The organism is Mycobacterium sp. (assembly GCF_965277065.1).
In the GTDB taxonomy this organism is placed as follows: Bacteria; Actinomycetota; Actinomycetes; order Mycobacteriales; family Mycobacteriaceae; genus Mycobacterium.
This window is the reverse complement of the sequence record NZ_CBDIBT010000019.1, coordinates 237084-254834: the sequence shown is the minus strand read 5'-3', so window position 1 is coordinate 254834 and position 17751 is coordinate 237084. Positions and strand designations below refer to the sequence as shown.

The window sequence follows — 17751 nt, the reverse complement described above, 5'->3', positions numbered from 1 at the left end:
GGATAACTTTGAATGCTCCGTCGTTGTTTCAGCACGTGATTGCTCCCTTTGGACTGCAACACTTTTCGTATGCACCAAGCTTTGGCATCCTCGGCACCTACGCGCCGACGGCCTGTGGATTGGCGACCTTCAGTGAGGCCCTGGCAAAGGGGCTGACGGCCAAAGGCGCCGACGTCAGCGTCGTGCGCATCGCCGACGGTCACATGTCGAAAGCGCCCAACGTCGTCGGCGAGCTCGTCAACGGCTCGGCTTCCTCGGTGGCGGCGGCCTCCGAGCTCCTGAATCAGAGCGAAGTCGCGATCATCCAGCATGAGTACGGCATCTACGGCGGTACCGACGGAGACGAAGTCGTCCAGATCATGACCGGTTTAGGCGTCCCGTCGCTCGTCGTTGTTCACACAGTGCTCAAAGATCCTACTCCGCACCAACTTTCGGTGCTCGAATCGGTGATGGCATTGGCTGATCACATCATCGTGATGTCAGAGGTGGCGCGCCGGCGATTGTGCTCGGGCTTCGCCGTAGATCGCCATAAGGTCACCGTCATCCCGCATGGTGCGGCGCTCCCAAATGCCACTGGCGCGCAACGTCCCGACCAACCGACGATCTTGACCTGGGGCCTGCTGGGACCGGGCAAGGGCATCGAGCGGGTCATCGACGCCATGGTTGCGCTCAAGCACCTGCCCCGCCCGCCGCGGTACGTCATCGCCGGCCGTACTCACCCCAAGGTCCTTGCCGCACAGGGGGATAGGTATCGCGAAGAGCTTGTCGCGCAAGCGAAACGCCTCGGCGTTGCTGATTCGGTTTCCTTCGACGCTGTCTACCGCACGCCCGAAGCGCTCACCGCGCTCATCCAGTCGGCGACCGTCGTCGTCCTGCCTTACGACTCGAAGGAACAGGTCACCTCCGGCGTTCTGGTCGACTCTCTTGCGAGTGGCCGCCCGATTGTCGCCACCGCTTTCCCGCATGCAGTCGAACTGCTCGGCAGCGGTGCGGGAACCGTCGTCGCTCATGACGATTCCGACGCACTGGTCGCAGCGCTGCGCCAGCTGCTGACCGAACCGCGCGTCGCCGAATCCATGGCCACCGAAGCCCGCGGGTTGGCCCCATCCATCGCCTGGCCCGTCGTCGTCGACGCTTACATCACCGAAGCGCAACGCCTGCTGGTCACTCAAGCGGCGCCGGCGTGACCGGCGTGGCGCCGGTGTTTGCGCACCTGTTGCGAATGACCAATCATCGCGGCACCTTCGAGCATGCCTGCTTGACCGAGCCCCGCCACGAGCACGGGTACTGCACCGACGACATGGCCAGGGTGCTGGTCGTTACGACCCGCGACCCCGACCCATCGGGTGCCGTCAAGGGCCTCGCCGGTAAGGCGCTGCAGTTCTTGAACGATGGCCAGTCCTACAACGGCTCCTGCCGTAACCGGATGGATGACGCTGGACGCTGGACCGACCAGCCGACCACAGGCGACCACTGGGGCCGCTGTATCTGGGGGCTCGGCACCGCCGCCGCCCACAGCGGCGTCAGCCTGGTTCGCCGATTGGCGGTGATTCAGTTCGAGCGCGCCGCCAAGGCCAGGTCGCCGCACCCGCGGGCGATGGCGTTCGCCGCCGTCGGTGCTGCCGAACTCCTGAGTGTCGAGCCCGGTAACTCCGCGGCCCTTCGACTCCTCGCCGATTACGCCGCCACAGTCGCGAGACCGAACTCCGAGCCGGACTGGCCGTGGCCCGAGCCCAGGCTCGCATACGCGAATGCGATTCTGCCCGAGGCGATGATCGCCGCCGGCGCCGCGCTGGAAGACCCAGAGCTGAAACAAGCTGGCCTCGATCTGCTCGAGTGGCTGCTGGCCTACGAATCGGCTGACGGCCATGTGTCACCCACCCCCGTGGGAGGCCGCGGACCGGAGGACAGCCGTCCCGCGTTCGACCAGCAGCCAGTCGAGGTGGCCACCCTGGCCGACGCCTGCGCACGTGCTGCGGCCGCCGACCCGCGGGCGATTTGGCTAGATGGTGTCCGGTCGTGCGCGGCCTGGTTCGAGGGCGTCAACGACTCTGGGTTGCTCATGTGGGACAGGGAGACCGGCGGCGGCTTCGACGGATTGCTGGCCGACTGCGTCAACCTCAACCAGGGCGCCGAATCAACCCTTGCGGTGATCTCCACCTTGCAGCAAGCACAACGCTTTTCGTTGGTTGCACAGTGACTTTGGCGCTCAGTGGGCTCGTCTCTCGCAACCCCGACCAGATCGCGGCCAACCCGGGACGGGTGATCACCCAGTTATTCGTGCCCGGCCAGGAGGGCTTCGAGCTACAGGAGTCCCGGGCAGGAGTGGTGCTCGAACGCATCCTCGCCCTGACCGACGACGACGTGTCGTCATCCCTGGACGACGTGATCGTCCGCTTCGACGGACGTCATCGTGACCTTGTGGGCACGTTCCGTCGGCACGCCCACGAACTCGCGGACCGCCTGAATTCCGACACGCCGCTGTCCGATGCGCGAATGCTGTTGTTGGGAGCGACTTTTACCAGCGAGTACTCCATCGAGGGTGCGGCGCTGTGCAACCCCAGCATCGTCGCCCACCCGGACCAGACCGACTCCGCGCCGGGCAGCCTGCGATTCGTGATGAGCGTGCGTGGGATCGGGGAGGGACACCGCTCGTCGATCGGTTTCCGCACCGGTGTCGTTGATGCTGCGGGCCGGGCGACCATCGACGAGCCGGCGCGCTACGCGACCACAGGACGCGTATCGGGCGCGCTGCTCGATGCCGCGGTGTTCCGCGGCGAACTCGGCCGCATCGGTAATGCCGCTGAGGCCGCGAACTATGTCTTCGATATGCTCGGCGACCGGTTCGCGCGAGCAGACCTCGACGCTCGACTCGGCGAGCTGAGGGCCAACCTGAGCACCCGGGGACACGGGGAGCGCGCTGTCGCCCTCATCCGCACCGTCGCCGCACGGTCCTATGCCGTCGAATTCCCCAGCGACGTAGACCTTTCCGAGTGTGTGCTGTGGCCGTCGGTAGAAGCCGAGCAGGCCGGTATGGAGGATGCCCGATTCGTCCGCTTCGTCGACGACGACGGCTCAGTCACCTACCACGCCACCTATACGGCCTACAGCGGATCGCACATCAGCCAGCAATTGCTGACGACCAGGGACTTCCGGTCCTTCACCTCCGGACCGCTCGTCGGGAAAGCGGCGGCCAATAAAGGCCTGGCCCTGTTCCCTCGGCGAATCAATGGTCGCTACGCCGCCATGTCGCGAGCGGATCGCGAGACCAACACCGTCGCCTTCGCCGACCATTTGGCGGTCTGGACGAGCGCATCACCGTGCCAGCAGCCGACGGAATCCTGGGAAGCGCTGCAACTCGGAAACTGCGGCCCGCCAATCGAAACCGAGGCAGGCTGGCTGGTGCTCACCCATGGCGTCGGGCCGATGCGGACCTACAGCATCGGTGCAATCCTGCTCGACTTGGACGATCCGACCCGGGTACTGGGCCGGCTCCGACGCCCGCTGCTCAGCCCGGCCCGCGACGAACAGAACGGCTACGTGCCCAACGTGGTCTACTCCTGCGGCGCGCTCGTGCACGCCGACACCCTGGTGATCCCTTACGGAATCAATGACGGTGCTATTGGCCTTGCTACCGTGCCACTTTCGCAGCTGCTGGCGACGCTCGTCGAGTAGTCGGATCGAGCAGATTCGGCTCAGCGACCTAGCCTGCCGGCGGCGTAGTCGGCGGCCTGGTCTGTCATACCATTCGTCTTGTACGCACTGTGCGCGGCGCGGCTGAATCCTTCGCCCGAAGAGCACACGGGGTCTTGCGGGGTGCACAGGTCCAGCGTCTTGTGAGCGTAGAGCGGGCCAATGGTGATCGGCGGGGCGTCGTGGTCGACCAGGTTGAGGAACCCGTTGGAGGGCTTGCCGAACAGGGTGACGGCGGCGACGTGCGGAGCGACGTTCGGCGGCAGCGGGCCGGTGATGCCGGCGGGCAGCTGGTAGTTCGGCGGGACGCTGTCGGAAGTGATGTAGGCCGCGATCGCGGCGCCCTGCGAGTAACCACCGAGAACGATCCTCGTGGCGGGACAGGTGTTCACGGTGTCCATGACCTTGTTGGCGGCATCAGCCACGCCGTCGGCGGCTTGCCCGAAGCTCAGCGAGGCGGGGTAATTGACTCCGTACACATCGACCGAGCGGCCACCTAGGCGAGATATCAAGGCGTCGGAGAATTCCTGCCCCACCGTGCCGGGGCCGGGCGGTTCCAGGGTGCCGCGCGCAAAGATGACCTCGACGTCCGAGCACGGTCCGTCGGCCGCCGCGGTGCCGATCGCCGGGCCCGCGATCGCCGCTGCGAGCATCGTCATCAGGACGGCGGAGAACTGCAGGACCTTGGTCAACAGCGGCGCGCACCATGACAGGGGCGATATGCCATAGCGGGTTGTCTCGTGCACGCTGGTGCCTTTCGTCGGGCGGGAATATTTCAAGCCTATGCGGTGGGCGACTCCCACGCAGTCCGGCCTCCGGCGACGATGCCGACGGACATCTTCATATCCCGCGCTGTTGATGGTCAAACTCAGCACGTTGCAACACCGGTGCTAGTCCGGTTCATCCCCGACGCGTCGGCTGTGCGGAAAACTGCAGGTGACGAGCTGATGTCCCGACGCGTCTAGGGAGGGGGAAACCGCAGCTGAGGCCGCATTTTTGTAGATCGTTTCGACTAGGCTCGCCGCAGATTAGGTTTTCGCCCCATTTCGCAATACGCTTGCGCGCGGTTTATTTCGACTCCAGAAAGCGGCCATGCCCATTCAGTCCGTGCTGGTGCGCCCCCGACAGGTGCGTAGCGCCCAGCGATTCGCACCCCGCGTCAATGGTCCAACGGTCGGCCAGTGCTTCGACATCGAAGTCACTCGCGATGCCGACGGATGGATGATCCTGATCCCCGAAATCGGCCGGACGACCCGCGCCAGCCGGCGGGCCGCAGTCGAAATCGCAGCACGCGAGTGCATCGCGATGTGGACCGGTATCCCGATCGGTTACGTCTCCGTCTACGTCGACAGCGAGCTCGGCTAGCGCTCTACTTCGGTTATTGGCCGAGGTGTGTCTCGCGTGTGACCTCACCGCGATGATGACCAGAAATGCTCATCACCATGACGGTGCTCGCGGCGTTCGCTGCTCTGGCGTTGGCGATGTCCGCCGGTTACTACTGCGGCCGGCGTGCCGGTTCGGCTCCATCGACGTGGAAGAAGCGGACCAGCCGGGTCGCCCTGGGAAAGCGGACAGTCCATCTGCTCGTGTTGCTCGCCGCGCGTCGCTTTCGCCGCAGCCTGCGGGCCGAGCCGATAGTCGAGCTGATCGGACCGAGAATGCCTGCCTCCCTTGGGCTGTTGCGCGGTAGCGTTACGCGGATGCGCTCCTACCGGAGTGCGCCAGGCTGGTGAGGCAACTCAGATGACAACGCTGGACGGCAAGATCGTATTCGTGACCGGCGCGTCATCGGGTCTCGGCGCTGAGACCGTACGGCTGCTATCACGCCAGGGCGCAACGGTTTTCGGCATCGGCAGGGACACCACCCGGCTGGCCGAGGTGTTCTCCGACGTCGGTCGTGGCTCGTACGCATCGGTGGACATCGCATCGGCGCAGGCTTGCGAAGACTCGATCGGGCAGTGCATCCGCGAATGGGGCGGCCTGGACGTCCTGATCAACATCGCAGGGCGACACCAGATGCGTCGAACCGAGTCGATGACGACCGACGACTGAGCAGACGACCTTGCGGTGAACGATCATGCGCACAGCCTCACCGCGTGGCTTCATGGCACCTCTCGACGTGGCGAACGTCATCGCGTTTCTGGCCAGCGACGCCGCGGCCGCAGTCCACGGGGCGGTCTATCGGGTGGACAACGGCAAAGGTGCCGGCTGAGTGCTCACGAGCCGGTGAAGCGGGGTTGGCGCCGTTCGGCGGTGGATGACACTCCTTCGATGAAATCCGCTGTCGCCGCGAGTCGGATCTGCTCGGTCTGTTCCTTGACCGTCGCGGCGCGGACCCGTTCCGCCAGATCGCCACGCAAGGTCCGACGTATCGACTCCACAGCGAGCGGCGCAGTCGCGGCGACCTCGGCCGCGAACGGCATGAGCGCCCGATCGCACCACGTCGTCGCCGACCAGTCGGTCGCACAAACCGATGCTGAACGCCTCACCACCTGGCACCTCGCGGCCGGTGTACAACAACTCCTGCGCGCGTTGCATCCCGACCACCGCCGGCAGCGTGACGGTGATGCCGAATCCCTGATGCAGGCCCAGCCGGCTGAAGTTCGCGATGAACCGGGTGGACGGCCCGGCGACCCGAAAGTCGGCCACCAGCGCCAAGCCGAGACCGCCGCCCACCGCCGCGCCCTGCACGGCCGCGACGATCGGAGTGCGGGCGGCGAACAGTCGCACGGCTTCCTCGTAGAGCGAGCCGGCCGATCCCGCGACCGTCGGCTGGCTTCCATTCAGGGCGCCCGGCAGATCGGCACCCGCACAGAAGTGTCGGCCCGACGAGCAGAGCACGATTGCGCGTGCGTTCGGATCGGCGTCAAGACGTTCAAAAGTGTCGGCCAGCTCGGCGATCAGGCCGGCGTCGAAATGGTTGCGCGGGCCGCGCTCGAACTCGACGGTGGCGACGTGATCGTCGGTGACCTCGACGCGGATCAGATGACTCATAGAGGCAATTGAACACGGTGGAACAGAAGGGACAACCCATCGGCACGATCGATCAGAAGGCAGCACCACGCGCATCGACGGGTCATTGGCGGTGGCCACCGGCGCCAATCGCGGTCTCGGCCAGCACTTGACCTGAACATTAGTTTAGGTTTTAGGATAGTCGGCATGACTCACCCGCGAGCAGCATGGCCCTCGGAATTGGCGTCGATCGGTGCTCTCCGATTCGCCCGCCGCTCAGCGCATTTCGACGATACTGTCCGCTTTTACCGCGACCTGGTCGGCCTGCCGCTGTGCGCGACGTTCGCGGAAAGCTTTGGCAGCAACGGTGCGATATTCGGCCTACCAAGGTCAACGCTGACGTTCGAAATTGTCGAGGCCACCGAGCCGGTTGCGGTCGACAGCCACGAGCAGCTGTGCCTGTATTTTCCCGACGCCGCCGCACAGCAGCGAGCCACCGCCAGACTCGCAAAGTCAGGAGCCAAACCCGTTGATTCTCATCCGTATTGGGCGGCGACGGGGGCGGTTACCTACCGCGATCCGGATGGTCGTGAGGTGGTCTTCGCGCCATTCGTATTCGCCGTCAACGAACCGGCAGACGGCGAATCGTCAGGCGAACACTGGACCTCGCACTAGAGTCCACTCGATCAGCGGGAAGCCCTGCCGCGCTTGCCGGTGATGCCGACGTAGATCGCGATCAAAATGACCGCGACGATAACGCCGACCAGGAAGGCAGTGAGCCCGAATCCGCTGTGCTCGTTGGGAAAGATCAGCTTGTAGGTCAGCCAGGATCCGACGAACGACCCGATCGCGCCGAGCAGAACGGTGACGACGACTCCGATGTTCTGCTTGCCCGGAAGGATGAGGCGCGCCAGGGCTCCGACGATCAGGCCGATGACGATCGCCCCTACTACGGTCCCGATCATTTCGGTTGCTTCGCGGTGAGTTGGTTCAGCACTGTCGTCATCTGCTTCTCGGTGTCGGTCGCCAGTTTTTCGAAGACGAGTTTCATCACTGGGTTCAGCAGCTTGGCTGCACCCTTCATCGTGAGATCAGCTCGGTAGGTGAGCACGGAACCGGATCCTGCTGCGTCGACAGTGATGGTGTCCCGCGATGTCGAGGACTTGTTATCGCCGACGAAAACGAGCCGGGATGCCGTCAGCTGCTCGAGGGTGTACGTCAGTTCCGCCGTGACGCCGAAGATTTTTGAGACGTTGTGCCATGTGGATCCCTCACCGACCTGACCGTCGCTGGTCCTCGTACACGTCTGGGTGCCGGGATCCCATTCTTCGGTGTTTTCGAAGTGTTTCAGGTATTCGACGACCTGGGATGGTGGCGGCTTCACGGAGAATTGACGAGACACGGTTGGCATAAAGGAATGGTTACCCGCTGACGCCGATTCCACGCCACTGGGCTCTACTTGTTGAAAATTCCCCAGAAAAGCGGAAGACCACCGGGGTTGAATCCACCGGTGGCCGTCCTTTGTGCTGGCTTGGGTGACTATTTCTTGAAGGCGTCCTTGACGTTCTCAACAGCGTCTTTGACGCTGGACTTTGCCTGGTCAAGCTTGCCCTCGGCCTCAGTGCTGCCGTCGCCGGTGGCCTTACCGAATGTTTCTTTGGCCTTGCCGCCGATGTCGTCGATCTTGTTGCTCACTTTGTCGTGGGCGCCCATGTTTCACTCCCTCGCGTTGGGACTCAACTTCGCGTCGGGACAACTACCCGCCCCGAAAACGGGTCAAACCTGATGTGCGAGATTTGCACGATGCGGGTCGCAATTCTCGACGATTACCAGGACGTCGCGCTGACCATGGCTGACTGGTCGGAGGTCGCGGCCGGCGCGACGATCACGGTGTTCAACGACCACGTCGCCGAGGCGGACGCCGTCGTCGAGCGGCTCGAGCCGTTCGACGTGGTCTGTGTGATGCGTGAGCGCACGCCGCTGCCGCGACACGTGATCGATCGCCTGCCACGGCTCAAGATGATCGCCTCGACCGGGCCGTTCAACGCGTCCATCGACGTCGCCGCCGCCAAGGAGCGAGGCATCTACGTCAGCACCACCGGCGGCTACGTGGAGTCGACGGTCGAGCTCACCTGGGCGCTGATCCTGAGCGCGGCCCGCCGGATCGTCGACGAGTCGGTATCTGTGCGAGGCGGCGGCTGGCAGACCGCTGTGGGCCGCCAGCTCGGCGGCACCGTATTGGGCGTCCTGGGGTTGGGCCGCATCGGCAGCCGGGTCGCACAGGTCGGCAAGGCGTTCGGCATGGACATCATCGCGTGGAGCGCCAACCTGACCACGGAGGCAGCCGAACAAGCCGGCGCGACCTACGTGTCGAAGGACGAGTTGTTCACCTCTGCAGACGTCTTGACGATCCATCTGGTCCTCAGCGAGCGTTCCCGCGGCCTGGTCGGAGCAGACGAACTGGCGCTGATGAAGCCAACAGCGTTGCTAGTCAACACCTCTCGCGGCCCGATCGTTGACGAGTCGGCGCTCGTCGATGCCATGAGGTCGCGGCGCATCGCCGGTGCCGGCCTTGACGTCTTCGACATCGAGCCCCTGCCGTCTGGGCATCCGCTGCGATCGCTGGACAGCGTGGTCGCGACCCCGCACATCGGCTACGTCGCTGAGCAGGTCTATCGGGTGTTCTACGGCGAGGCGGCCGCCAAGATCGGCCGCTGGCTGAGTCAGAACAGCGGCGGCTGATCTGGGCTCGCGGCGCCGCGACCACCACGATTCCGCGTGACCCATCGCCGCCGTCACCGCGGCGGCGAGCGCCCAACCCAGCAGGATGTCGACGACGAAATGCTCGGCGGAGTACACCAGGACGAACGCCATCGCCAACGGGTAGGCGACCAGCAGCGGGCGCCAGCCGCGCCTGACCCGTCGCCAGAGGAACATCGAGATCATCGCCGTCACCGCGGCGTGCAGCGAAGGAATCGCGGCGACCAGGTTCACGCTGGCTTGTCCGGAGTCGAGCAGTGCCCCGGCCGACTGCAGATGCAGGGTTCCCCAGCCGCGGGTGGAGATCCGCTCCACGAACTGGTGGGCATCAGGCTGGCTCATGTGCATCGCGCCCAGCAGTCCGCCGTCGGGAACACCCGCGGGGCCGCGGAACATGCAACGCGGGTTGGACGGCCCATCGGCGACGTCGCCGGGCGTGCAACTGGCTGCCGCCCACGGCGGCGCGGCGGGCATCACCACGTACACCGCCAGTGCGGCGAACGACAGCGTCACGAACCTACGGACGAACGCCGCCCACTTGGCCCGGTTGTACAGCCACAACACACCGGCGACCACGTAGGGCAAGACGAAAAATGACATGTAGATGCTGCTGATGATGACTTCCCACCACGGTGGCTGCGCCATCTTGAGGTGCTCCTGCAGCCAGACCGTCGGCACGGTGCCGAAGAACAACCGCCGGTCCGCGGCGGGCTGGAATCGCCAGACGGTGGGGTCGCCAAGCGTGCCGGCCGCTCCTCGGCTGAGGTCGTAGAGCACCAGCACGAGTGCCCACGGCAGCCAATCGCGCAGTACCGCGAACACCTTGTGCCCACGGCCGATACTCGCGGCGGTCAGTCCGGTCGAGATGTAAAGCAGCAGCAGTTCGCGGTTGAACGCCAGCCCGTCCGTCGCGGTTCGGTAGATCACTACCGCCGCCCAGATTGTGACCGATCCTCTCCGCGCCCGCGTCAGCCAACGCTCGCGGCGCGCCGGGTCGGCGCCGATTGTCCGCGACGGGACAGTGGGCGTCGGGGGGATCGGGCGGCCCACCGTGACATCGGATCGGCGATCGCGTTTGAACAGCCGGACCCGGCGATCGGTAATTACTGACACCAGCCCGACCCTATGCTTCTCCGGCTGTTTCCCACCTGTTCATTGTCGTCGCGAAGGACGACGGGACCGGACGATCCGCGAAATACACTGTCGGTGAATGGGTTTAGCGTAGGTGACGAGCGCTTTTGCGAGCTCCTACGCGAGTGCTGTGAATTCGCTGCCGGTTACCGCACATCACTCGTCGAGATGCATGAGAGCGAGTACGCGCCATTGGCGGAGCACCGTGCGCTCTCCGGCGGTGGCGATCATTCCGGACGGTGCGAACATTTTCGACGGCACCGGGTCGTCCTCGGAAAGCGGCAAGCCACCGCCGCGAAATGCCTTGATTATCACGACGATTGCGGCCACCACCACGATCACCACCACCGCCGCAAACAGAACGGACAGCGTGCCTTGGACAAAGGTATTCCGGGTGACGGCGGCAAGCTGATCGGCGTTCTTGGCCGCGCCGAAGGACGTTTTGCCTGACGCCTGGGCGTCCGCGTACTGGAAATGCTGTGTCCAGTAGCCGACGCTGGCATCGGCGGAGAAGATCTTCTGCCACGACGCGGTCAGGGTGACCGTCAGGTCCCAGAGCAGCGGTGCTCCCGGAATCCACGCCCATCGGAGGTAACCCTTTTTCACGACGATGACCGTCACGACGGTCAGCGCGATCGCAGCCAGCAGCTGATTGGCGATACCGAAGAGCGGGAACAGCGTGTTGATTCCACCCAGCGGGTCGGTGACGCCCATCAGCAGGATGCTGCCCCAGGCGGCGGCCACAGCCAGGCTGCAGATCCAGACGCCCGGGCGCCAGCTCGGGTTCCGCAGCTTGGTCAGCGGACCGCCGAGGTTGCCCAGGGCGTCGGAGAGCATGAAGCGCGCGACCCTGGTGCCGGCGTCGACGGCGGTGAGGATGAACAGTGCCTCGAACATGATCGCGAAGTGATACCAGAACGCTCTGAGGCCTGCCCCACCCAGAACCCGTTGCAGCACTTCGGACATGCCGACCGCGAGCGTCGGCGCACCGCCGGTGCGGGACACGATCGACTTTTCGCCCACGCCGGCGGCGGCTTCACTCAGCTCGGCTGCGGTTGCCGGCGGCCCCGACAGGCCAAGGTGATTGACGTACTCGGCGGCCGTCGCCGCGGTGCCGCCGGTTCGAGCGGTCGGCGCGTTGAGGGCGAAGTAAAGGTGCTGGTCGAGTATCGAAGCGCTGATCAGCGCCATCACCGCGACGAACGACTCGGTGAGCATGCCGCCGTAGCCGATTAGCCGCATCTGACTTTCTTTTTCCAGCAGCTTCGGTGTGGTGCCCGATGAGATCAGCGCGTGAAATCCTGACAGCGCTCCGCACGCGATGGTGATGAACAAGAACGGAAACAACGAGCCGGAAAACACCGGACCGCCACCGTGAGCGGCGAAACCAGAGATCGCCGGGGCGTGCATCACCGGATGCGCAATGCAGATGCCGATCGCCAGCAGGATGATGGCCCCGACCTTCATGAACGTCGACAGGTAGTCGCGCGGCGCGAGTAGCAGCCAGACCGGCAGCACCGACGCGACGAATCCGTAGCCGACGATCAACCATGACACGGTCACCGGCGACAGGTTCAACCACGAAGCGCCCCAAGCTGTTTCGCCGACCAAGTGGCCGGACGCCACCGCGAGCAGCAACAGCACGAAGCCGATCACCGACACTTCCGTGACCCGTCCGGGGCGGATGAATCGCAGATAACACCCCATGAACACGGCAATCGGGATCGTCATCGCGATGGAGAACACGCCCCACGGGCTTTCGGCCAACCCACGGACCACCACCAGCGCGAGCACCGCGATGATGATCACCATGATGACGAACGCCCCGACCAGAGCCGCGGCGCCACCGAGGGCGCCGAGTTCGTCGCGGGCCATCTGACCGAGCGAGCGGCCGCGCCGCCGGGTCGAGATCCACAGCACCAAGTAGTCCTGGACGGCGCCGGCGAACACCGCGCCGACGATGATCCAGATGCTGCACGGCAGGTAACCCATCTGGGTGGCCAGCACCGGCCCGACGAGCGGTCCGGCTCCGGCGATAGCGGCGAAGTGATGGCCGAACAACACCCGCCGGTCGGTCGGCACGTAGTCAGTGCCGTCGTCCAAAACCTCTGCGGGAGTGGCATGGTCATCGCGCGGGCCCACGATCTTCGCCTCGATCAACCGCGCATAGAAGCGGTATCCGATGACGTAGGTGCAGATCGCTGCCACGACGAACCAGACCGCGTTGACCGTCTCGCCGCGAACAAAGGCGATGATCGTCCAGGCCACTGCGCCGACAACGGCGACGAGTCCGAAGACGATCTTGTGGCGGGTGCCGATCGGGGAGCGGTCGATGACGGCCACCGGCGGCAGATCGGCGTCGGTGTGGACGTAACTGAAGTGTGTGTTGCGCCCTTCCACGGCCGGGACCCTACGCGACTGTTAACGTGCCGACGCTCGATCGGCGTGTCGCGTCGCGCCGTTCACTTTCGCGCAGCCGCCGGTTCAGCTCTGTCGCATGGTCCGCACGGTGTCGATGGTGTCGGCCTCCCCGGGTCCCTTGTCGTCCCGATAGCGCAGCACCCGGGCGAACCTCAGCGCCAACCCGCCGGGGTAGCGCGACGACGCTTGAACGCCGTCGAACGCCACCTCGACCACCTGCTCGGGCCGCAGCCGAACCACGTACCCGTCGGTGCCTCCGACGGCCAGTTCCTGAAATCGTGCGGTCTGCCATTCCAGCATCGCGTCGGTCATGCCCTTGAAGGTCTTGCCCAGCATCACGTAGCCGTCGCCGGCCGGGTCGCGGGCGCCGAGATGGATATTGGACAGCTTGCCCGTCCGCCGCCCGGACCCCCACTCGACGGCCAGCACCACCAGATCCAAGGTGTGGACGGGTTTGACCTTCAGCCAGCCGGCCCCACGCCGGCCCGCTTCGTAGGGCGCAGTCAGCGACTTGGCCATCACACCCTCGTGGCCGGCGGCCAGCGTCGCGTCCAGAAAATCGCCCGCTGCAACCGGATCCGAGGTGACCAGCCGATCCACCCGGTTCTGCGGTGGCGCGATCTCATCGAGGACTGCGGCCCGCTCGGTGGTCGGCGCGTCGAGCAGGTCGACACCGTCGCGGTGCAGGATGTCGAAGTAGAAGACCGACAACGGTTGCGCGGCGCGGGCGGCGGCCACATCAACGGAGCGGCCGAATCGCGAGGCGGTGACCTGGAAGGGCTGCGGCCGGCCGTCAGGGCGTAACGCGATCGCTTCGCCGTCGGCGATCAGCTCGCGCACCGGCAGCGCCAGCGTCGCCTCGACCACCTCGGGCAGCCGCGCGGTGACGTCGTCCAGGCTGCGGGTGTAGACGGTGACCTGTTCGCCGCTCCGGTGAATCTGCACGCGGGCGCCATCCAGCTTCGCCTCGAAAACACCCTCGCCGCCGAGCTTTTGCAGCGCCTCGTCAACGTCTGCGGCCGTCTGCGCCAGCATCGGGCCGACGGGCCGGCCGACGCGCAGGGTGAAGGCGTCCAGCGCTGCCGTTCCGCCGCTCAGCCCGGCGGCGGCGACCGCGGGCAGGGCGCCGCCGAGCATGGCCGCGCGGCGTACCGCGGCGGCCGGGATCTGTGCCGCCACGGCGACCGCGTCAGCCATCACCCCGATCAAGGCGCCCTGACGCAGCTCGCCGGTTAGCAATCGCCGCAGGAAGGTCTGCTCGACTTCCGTTGCCGACGAGAACAATTCGGCAACCAGCTCGGCGCGCCTGGACTGAGAGCCCTTGCCCGCGGCCGCGCCGATCGCGGACAGCGTCGCGTCCACGCCATCGACGGTCAGGCTCGGTTGCGCGGCGGCGGGCGGGACCGACCGCAAAGCCGCCCAGCCGACGCCGATTTGGCGCTGCGGCAGCTCGCCGGAAAGCCAGGCCACGACGATCGCCACCAGCGCGGGGTCGGACTTGGCTTGGCTCAGCAATGCGGCGATCCGCGTGATCTTGGCTCGTCGCGCAGCGGAGCCTCCGACGTCGACGGAGGTGGTCGCGACGTCGATCAGCAGCACGACTCAGCTTTACACGCCTGACCGACAACGTCACGCACGGCCGCGATAACGTGCAGGGCAATCAGCTAACGCCGGCACTGCCCGGACAAACAGGGAGGTTTGGATGGAGATCAACGGCAAGAAGGTCATCGTCATCGGCGGTGCCTCGGGCATGGGTCGCGCCAGCGCCGAGTTGCTGCACGCCCGCGGCGCCTCTATCGCCATCTTCGACCGTGAGGGTTCGGACGGTAAAGACGTCGCGGCCGGCATCGACGGCGACTTCTATCCGCTGGACGTGACCGACTTCGACGCCACCGAGGAGACCCTGAAGACCGCGGTCGACAAGCTCGGCGGCCTGCATGTCACCGTGACCACGGCCGGTGGCGGCATCGCCAAGCGGACCCTGTCGAAAACGGGCCCGCATGACCTCGAGTCGTTCAAGTCGACCATTGACCTCAACCTCATCGCCACCTTCAACATCAGCCGGCTGGCCGCAAGCCACATGAGCCAGAACGAGCCGGAGGACGACGAGCGCGGCGTCATCGTCAACACCGCCTCGATCGCAGCTTTCGAGGGCCAGATCGGCCAGGTTGCGTACACCGCAGCCAAGGCCGGCATCGCGGGTATGTGTCTGACCATGGCGCGTGACCTGGGTTCACTCGGCATCCGCGTGCTGGCGATCGCACCGAGTTTGTTCGCAACGGGGATCACCAAGGGCATTCCCGACGAGTTCGCCACCGCCTTGACCAAGGACGCGGCGTTCCCGAAGCGGCTGGGCCGCCCCGAGGAGTACGCCAAGCTGGTCGCGGCGATCGTGGACAACCCGATGCTGAACGGTCAGTGCCTGCGTCTGGACGCCGGCCAGCGCTTCGCACCCAAGTAGTCCGTTCCGCGCGAATCTCACGTCATGGTCGTGGTCTGGGCCGGATCGCAGCCCTGACGTCTGCCTCGCGACCCGTCCCGGCCGACCTACCATTCGGTCGGACGACGGCGGCATTTAAGTACACTCTTTCCCACCGGCCGAAGGCGTCCAAGAGGAAGGCCCTGTCATGGGTATCGCACTGACCGACGACCATCGCGAACTCGCCGAGGTCGCCCGCGGGTTCCTTAACTCGCAGAAGGCCCGCGCAGCCGCTCGGTCGCTGCTGGATGCGCCCGAAGAGGACAAGCCGCCGTTCTGGCAGGGCCTCGTCGAGCTCGGGTGGCTGGGCCTGCATATCGACGAGGAGCACGGCGGCTCGGGATACGGCCTGCCCGAACTCGTGGTCGTCATTGACGAACTCGGTCGTGCGGTGGCGCCGGGTCCCTTCGTGCCCACCGTCATCGCGTCGGCGGTCATCGCCAAAGACGGCACCGCGGAACAGAAGTCGCGGCTACTGCCGGGGCTGATCGACGGAACGGTCACGGCGGGAATCGGTCTGGCCGGCAACGTCAGCCTCAGCGACGGCGTGGCCGACGGTGACGCCGGCATCGTGTTGGGCGCCGGCCTCGGCGACCTGCTGCTGATCGCCGCCGGTGACGACGTGCTGCTGGTGGACCGCGGTCGCTCCGGCGTCACGGTCGAGGTGCCGGAGAACCTGGATCCGACCCGGCGCTCCGGACGCGTCCGTTTGGAGAAAGTCAGCGTCGGTGACGACGACATCCTGACCGGCGCGCGCGACTCGGCACTGGCCCGCGCGCGAACGCTGCTGGCCGCCGAAGCGGTCGGCGGGTCCGCCGACTGTGTCGATTCGGCTGTCGACTACGCCAAGGTGCGTCAGCAGTTCGGCCGGACCATCGCCACCTTCCAGGCGATCAAGCATCACTGCGCCAACATGTTGGTGGCCACCGAATCGGGCATCGCCGCGGTGTGGGACGCCTCGCGTGCGGCATCCGAAGATGAGGAGCAATTCCGGCTGGCGGCGGCTTCGGCTGCGGCACTGGTCTTTCCGGCCTACGCGCGCAACGCCGAGCTGAACATTCAGGTGCACGGCGGCATCGGCTTCACCTGGGAGCACGATGCGCATCTGCACCTTCGCCGCGCGCTGGTCGCAACGGCGCTCTTCGGTGGCGACGCGCCCGCCGAAGACGTGTTCGAGCGCACCGCCGCCGGTGTCACCCGGGAGAACAGCCTGGACCTGCCGCCGGAAGCCGAGGAGATGCGAACCCGGATCCACGCGGACGTCGCCGAACTCGCCGCGCTGGACAAACAGGCGCAGCGGGACAAGCTGATCGAGACCGGCTATGTGATGCCGCACTGGCCCAAGCCGTGGGGACTGGCCGCGGACGCGGTGGAGCAGCTGGTGATCGAGGAGGAGTTCCGCGCCGCGGGCATCAAACGCACCGACTACGGCATCACCGCCTGGGTGATCCTGACCCTGGTTCAACACGGAACACCTTGGCAGATCGAGCGATTCGTCGAAAAGGCGCTGCGCAAAGACGAGATCTGGTGCCAGCTGTTCTCCGAGCCCGAGGCCGGGTCGGACGCTGCATCGATCAGAACGAAGGCCACCCGGGTCGACGGTGGCTGGAAGATCAACGGCCAGAAGGTGTGGACCAGCGGGGCGCACTACTGCGCGCGCGGGCTGGCCACCGTGCGCACCGACCCGGATGCGCCCAAGCACGCCGGCATCACCACGGTGATCGTGGACATGAAGGCTCCCGAAGTCGAGGTGCGACCGCTGCGCCAGATCACCGGCGGGGCGGACTTCAACGAGGTGTTCTTCAACGACCTGTTTGTCCCCGACGAAGACGTGGTCGGCGAACCCAACACCGGCTGGACGGTCGCGAGGGCGACGCTGGGCAACGAGCGGGTCAGCATCGGTGGCAGTGGTTCCTACTATGCGGGTCTGGCGACGCAACTGGTTCAACAGGTCAAGGATCAGCCGGACCGGTTGGTGGGCGGGCGAACTCGGGTCGGCCGGTACCTGGCCGAGGAGAACGCCCTGCGGCTGCTGAATTTGCGCCGTGTCGCGCGCAGCGTCGAGGGCGCGGGCCCGGGCCCGGAAGGCAACGTCACCAAGCTGAAGCTGGCCGATCACATGGTCGAGGGCGGCGCGATCTCGGCGGCGCTGGCCGGGCCCGAGACCGCGTTGTACGACGGTGCCGGCGCGCTGGCGGGGCGTCTCGTGATGAGCGCTCGAGCCATGGCGATTGCGGGCGGCACCTCCGAGGTCACCCGCAATCAGATCGCCGAGCGGATCCTCGGGATGCCGCGCGACCCGCTGATCAACTAGC

Annotated in this window: 16 protein-coding genes and 2 pseudogenes; 10 read left to right on the top strand and 8 right to left on the bottom strand. The window is 66.0% G+C overall.

Annotation, left to right across the window (positions count from 1 at the left end; all coding sequences use genetic code 11):
* Positions 1–35: 35 nt before the first annotated feature.
* The 3 genes from ACQY5A_RS18390 to ACQY5A_RS18380 are packed head-to-tail and all read left to right on the top strand — an operon-like array spanning position 36 to position 3675.
* A complete protein-coding gene (locus ACQY5A_RS18390; protein ID WP_428341776.1) occupies positions 36–1187 on the top strand; it encodes a glycosyltransferase in 1152 nt (383 codons plus the stop codon).
* A gap of 35 nt (positions 1188–1222) precedes the next feature.
* Positions 1223–2200 carry a glycosyltransferase gene (locus ACQY5A_RS18385; protein WP_428341775.1) on the top strand — a complete coding sequence of 326 codons (978 nt, stop codon included), beginning with the start codon at positions 1223–1225 and terminating at the stop codon, positions 2198–2200.
* Positions 2197–3675, top strand: a complete 1479-nt coding sequence (locus tag ACQY5A_RS18380; RefSeq protein ID WP_428341774.1) for a glycoside hydrolase family 130 protein — start codon at positions 2197–2199, stop codon at positions 3673–3675. Before ACQY5A_RS18385 ends, ACQY5A_RS18380 begins: the two co-directional genes overlap by 4 nt.
* A 20-nt stretch (positions 3676–3695) precedes the next feature.
* Here ACQY5A_RS18380 and ACQY5A_RS18375 read toward each other — a convergent pair whose 3' ends face one another.
* Positions 3696–4352: a cutinase family protein gene (locus ACQY5A_RS18375; protein WP_428343227.1), complete on the bottom strand. Its 657-nt coding sequence runs from the start codon at positions 4350–4352 to the stop codon at positions 3696–3698.
* Positions 4353–4914: 562 nt separating this feature from the next.
* Here ACQY5A_RS18375 and ACQY5A_RS18370 point away from each other — a divergent pair.
* The 3 genes and pseudogenes from ACQY5A_RS18370 (at position 4915) to ACQY5A_RS18360 (ending at position 5905) form a co-directional block, all read left to right on the top strand.
* The gene (locus ACQY5A_RS18370; RefSeq protein ID WP_428343226.1) at positions 4915–5058 is read left to right on the top strand and encodes a long chain fatty acid-CoA synthetase Faa4p; all 144 of its coding nucleotides are present in this window, start codon (positions 4915–4917) and stop codon (positions 5056–5058) included.
* Positions 5059–5123: 65 nt separating this feature from the next.
* A complete protein-coding gene (locus ACQY5A_RS18365) occupies positions 5124–5426 on the top strand; it encodes a hypothetical protein (protein WP_428341773.1) in 303 nt (100 codons plus the stop codon).
* 10 nt (positions 5427–5436) lie between these two features.
* A pseudogene (locus tag ACQY5A_RS18360) lies at positions 5437–5905 on the top strand (SDR family NAD(P)-dependent oxidoreductase).
* Here the strand turns inward: ACQY5A_RS18360 and ACQY5A_RS18355 are convergent.
* Positions 5872–6687 carry an enoyl-CoA hydratase/isomerase family protein gene (locus tag ACQY5A_RS18355; RefSeq protein WP_428341772.1) on the bottom strand — a complete coding sequence of 272 codons (816 nt, stop codon included), beginning with the start codon at positions 6685–6687 and terminating at the stop codon, positions 5872–5874. The pseudogene ACQY5A_RS18360 and the gene ACQY5A_RS18355 sit on opposite strands and share 34 nt — an antisense overlap.
* A gap of 165 nt (positions 6688–6852) precedes the next feature.
* Here ACQY5A_RS18355 and ACQY5A_RS18350 point away from each other — a divergent pair, with 165 nt between their 5' ends.
* A complete protein-coding gene (locus ACQY5A_RS18350) occupies positions 6853–7320 on the top strand; it encodes a VOC family protein (RefSeq protein WP_428341771.1) in 468 nt (155 codons plus the stop codon).
* A gap of 11 nt (positions 7321–7331) precedes the next feature.
* On the opposite strand, the gene ACQY5A_RS18345 is transcribed toward ACQY5A_RS18350, so the two are convergent.
* The 3 genes from ACQY5A_RS18345 to ACQY5A_RS18335 all read right to left on the bottom strand — a co-directional run bounded on the left by ACQY5A_RS18345 (position 7332) and on the right by ACQY5A_RS18335 (position 8358).
* A complete protein-coding gene (locus ACQY5A_RS18345) occupies positions 7332–7610 on the bottom strand; it encodes a GlsB/YeaQ/YmgE family stress response membrane protein (RefSeq protein ID WP_428341770.1) in 279 nt (92 codons plus the stop codon).
* Entirely contained in the window at positions 7607–8056 is a 450-nt protein-coding gene (locus ACQY5A_RS18340; RefSeq protein ID WP_428341769.1) for an SRPBCC family protein, read from the bottom strand. Before ACQY5A_RS18340 ends, ACQY5A_RS18345 begins: the two co-directional genes overlap by 4 nt.
* A gap of 128 nt (positions 8057–8184) precedes the next feature.
* Positions 8185–8358, bottom strand: a complete 174-nt coding sequence (locus ACQY5A_RS18335) for a CsbD family protein (protein ID WP_428341768.1) — start codon at positions 8356–8358, stop codon at positions 8185–8187.
* Between the two features lie 90 nt (positions 8359–8448).
* Between ACQY5A_RS18335 and ACQY5A_RS18330 the strand changes: the two genes are divergently transcribed.
* Entirely contained in the window at positions 8449–9387 is a 939-nt protein-coding gene (locus tag ACQY5A_RS18330) for a D-2-hydroxyacid dehydrogenase family protein (RefSeq protein ID WP_428341767.1), read from the top strand.
* Between the two features lie 108 nt (positions 9388–9495).
* On the opposite strand, the pseudogene ACQY5A_RS18325 reads toward ACQY5A_RS18330, so the two are convergent.
* From ACQY5A_RS18325 to ACQY5A_RS18315, 3 genes and pseudogenes are all read right to left on the bottom strand, one after another.
* Positions 9496–10050 (bottom strand): annotated as a pseudogene (locus tag ACQY5A_RS18325) (phosphatase PAP2 family protein); the annotation flags it as partial.
* 642 nt (positions 10051–10692) lie between these two features.
* Positions 10693–12936 (bottom strand): carbon starvation CstA family protein, encoded by a 2244-nt coding sequence (locus tag ACQY5A_RS18320; protein ID WP_428341766.1) that lies wholly within the window; start codon positions 12934–12936, stop codon positions 10693–10695.
* A gap of 84 nt (positions 12937–13020) precedes the next feature.
* On the bottom strand, positions 13021–14556 hold the full coding sequence (locus ACQY5A_RS18315; protein WP_428341765.1) for an ATP-dependent DNA ligase: 1536 nt from the start codon (positions 14554–14556) through the stop codon (positions 13021–13023).
* Between the two features lie 103 nt (positions 14557–14659).
* Here ACQY5A_RS18315 and ACQY5A_RS18310 point away from each other — a divergent pair, with 103 nt between their 5' ends.
* Both ACQY5A_RS18310 and ACQY5A_RS18305 read left to right on the top strand, forming a co-directional pair.
* The gene (locus ACQY5A_RS18310) at positions 14660–15418 is read left to right on the top strand and encodes an SDR family NAD(P)-dependent oxidoreductase (RefSeq protein WP_428341764.1); all 759 of its coding nucleotides are present in this window, start codon (positions 14660–14662) and stop codon (positions 15416–15418) included.
* 166 nt (positions 15419–15584) lie between these two features.
* A complete protein-coding gene (locus ACQY5A_RS18305; RefSeq protein ID WP_428341763.1) occupies positions 15585–17750 on the top strand; it encodes an acyl-CoA dehydrogenase in 2166 nt (721 codons plus the stop codon).
* Position 17751: the final 1 nt, after the last annotated feature.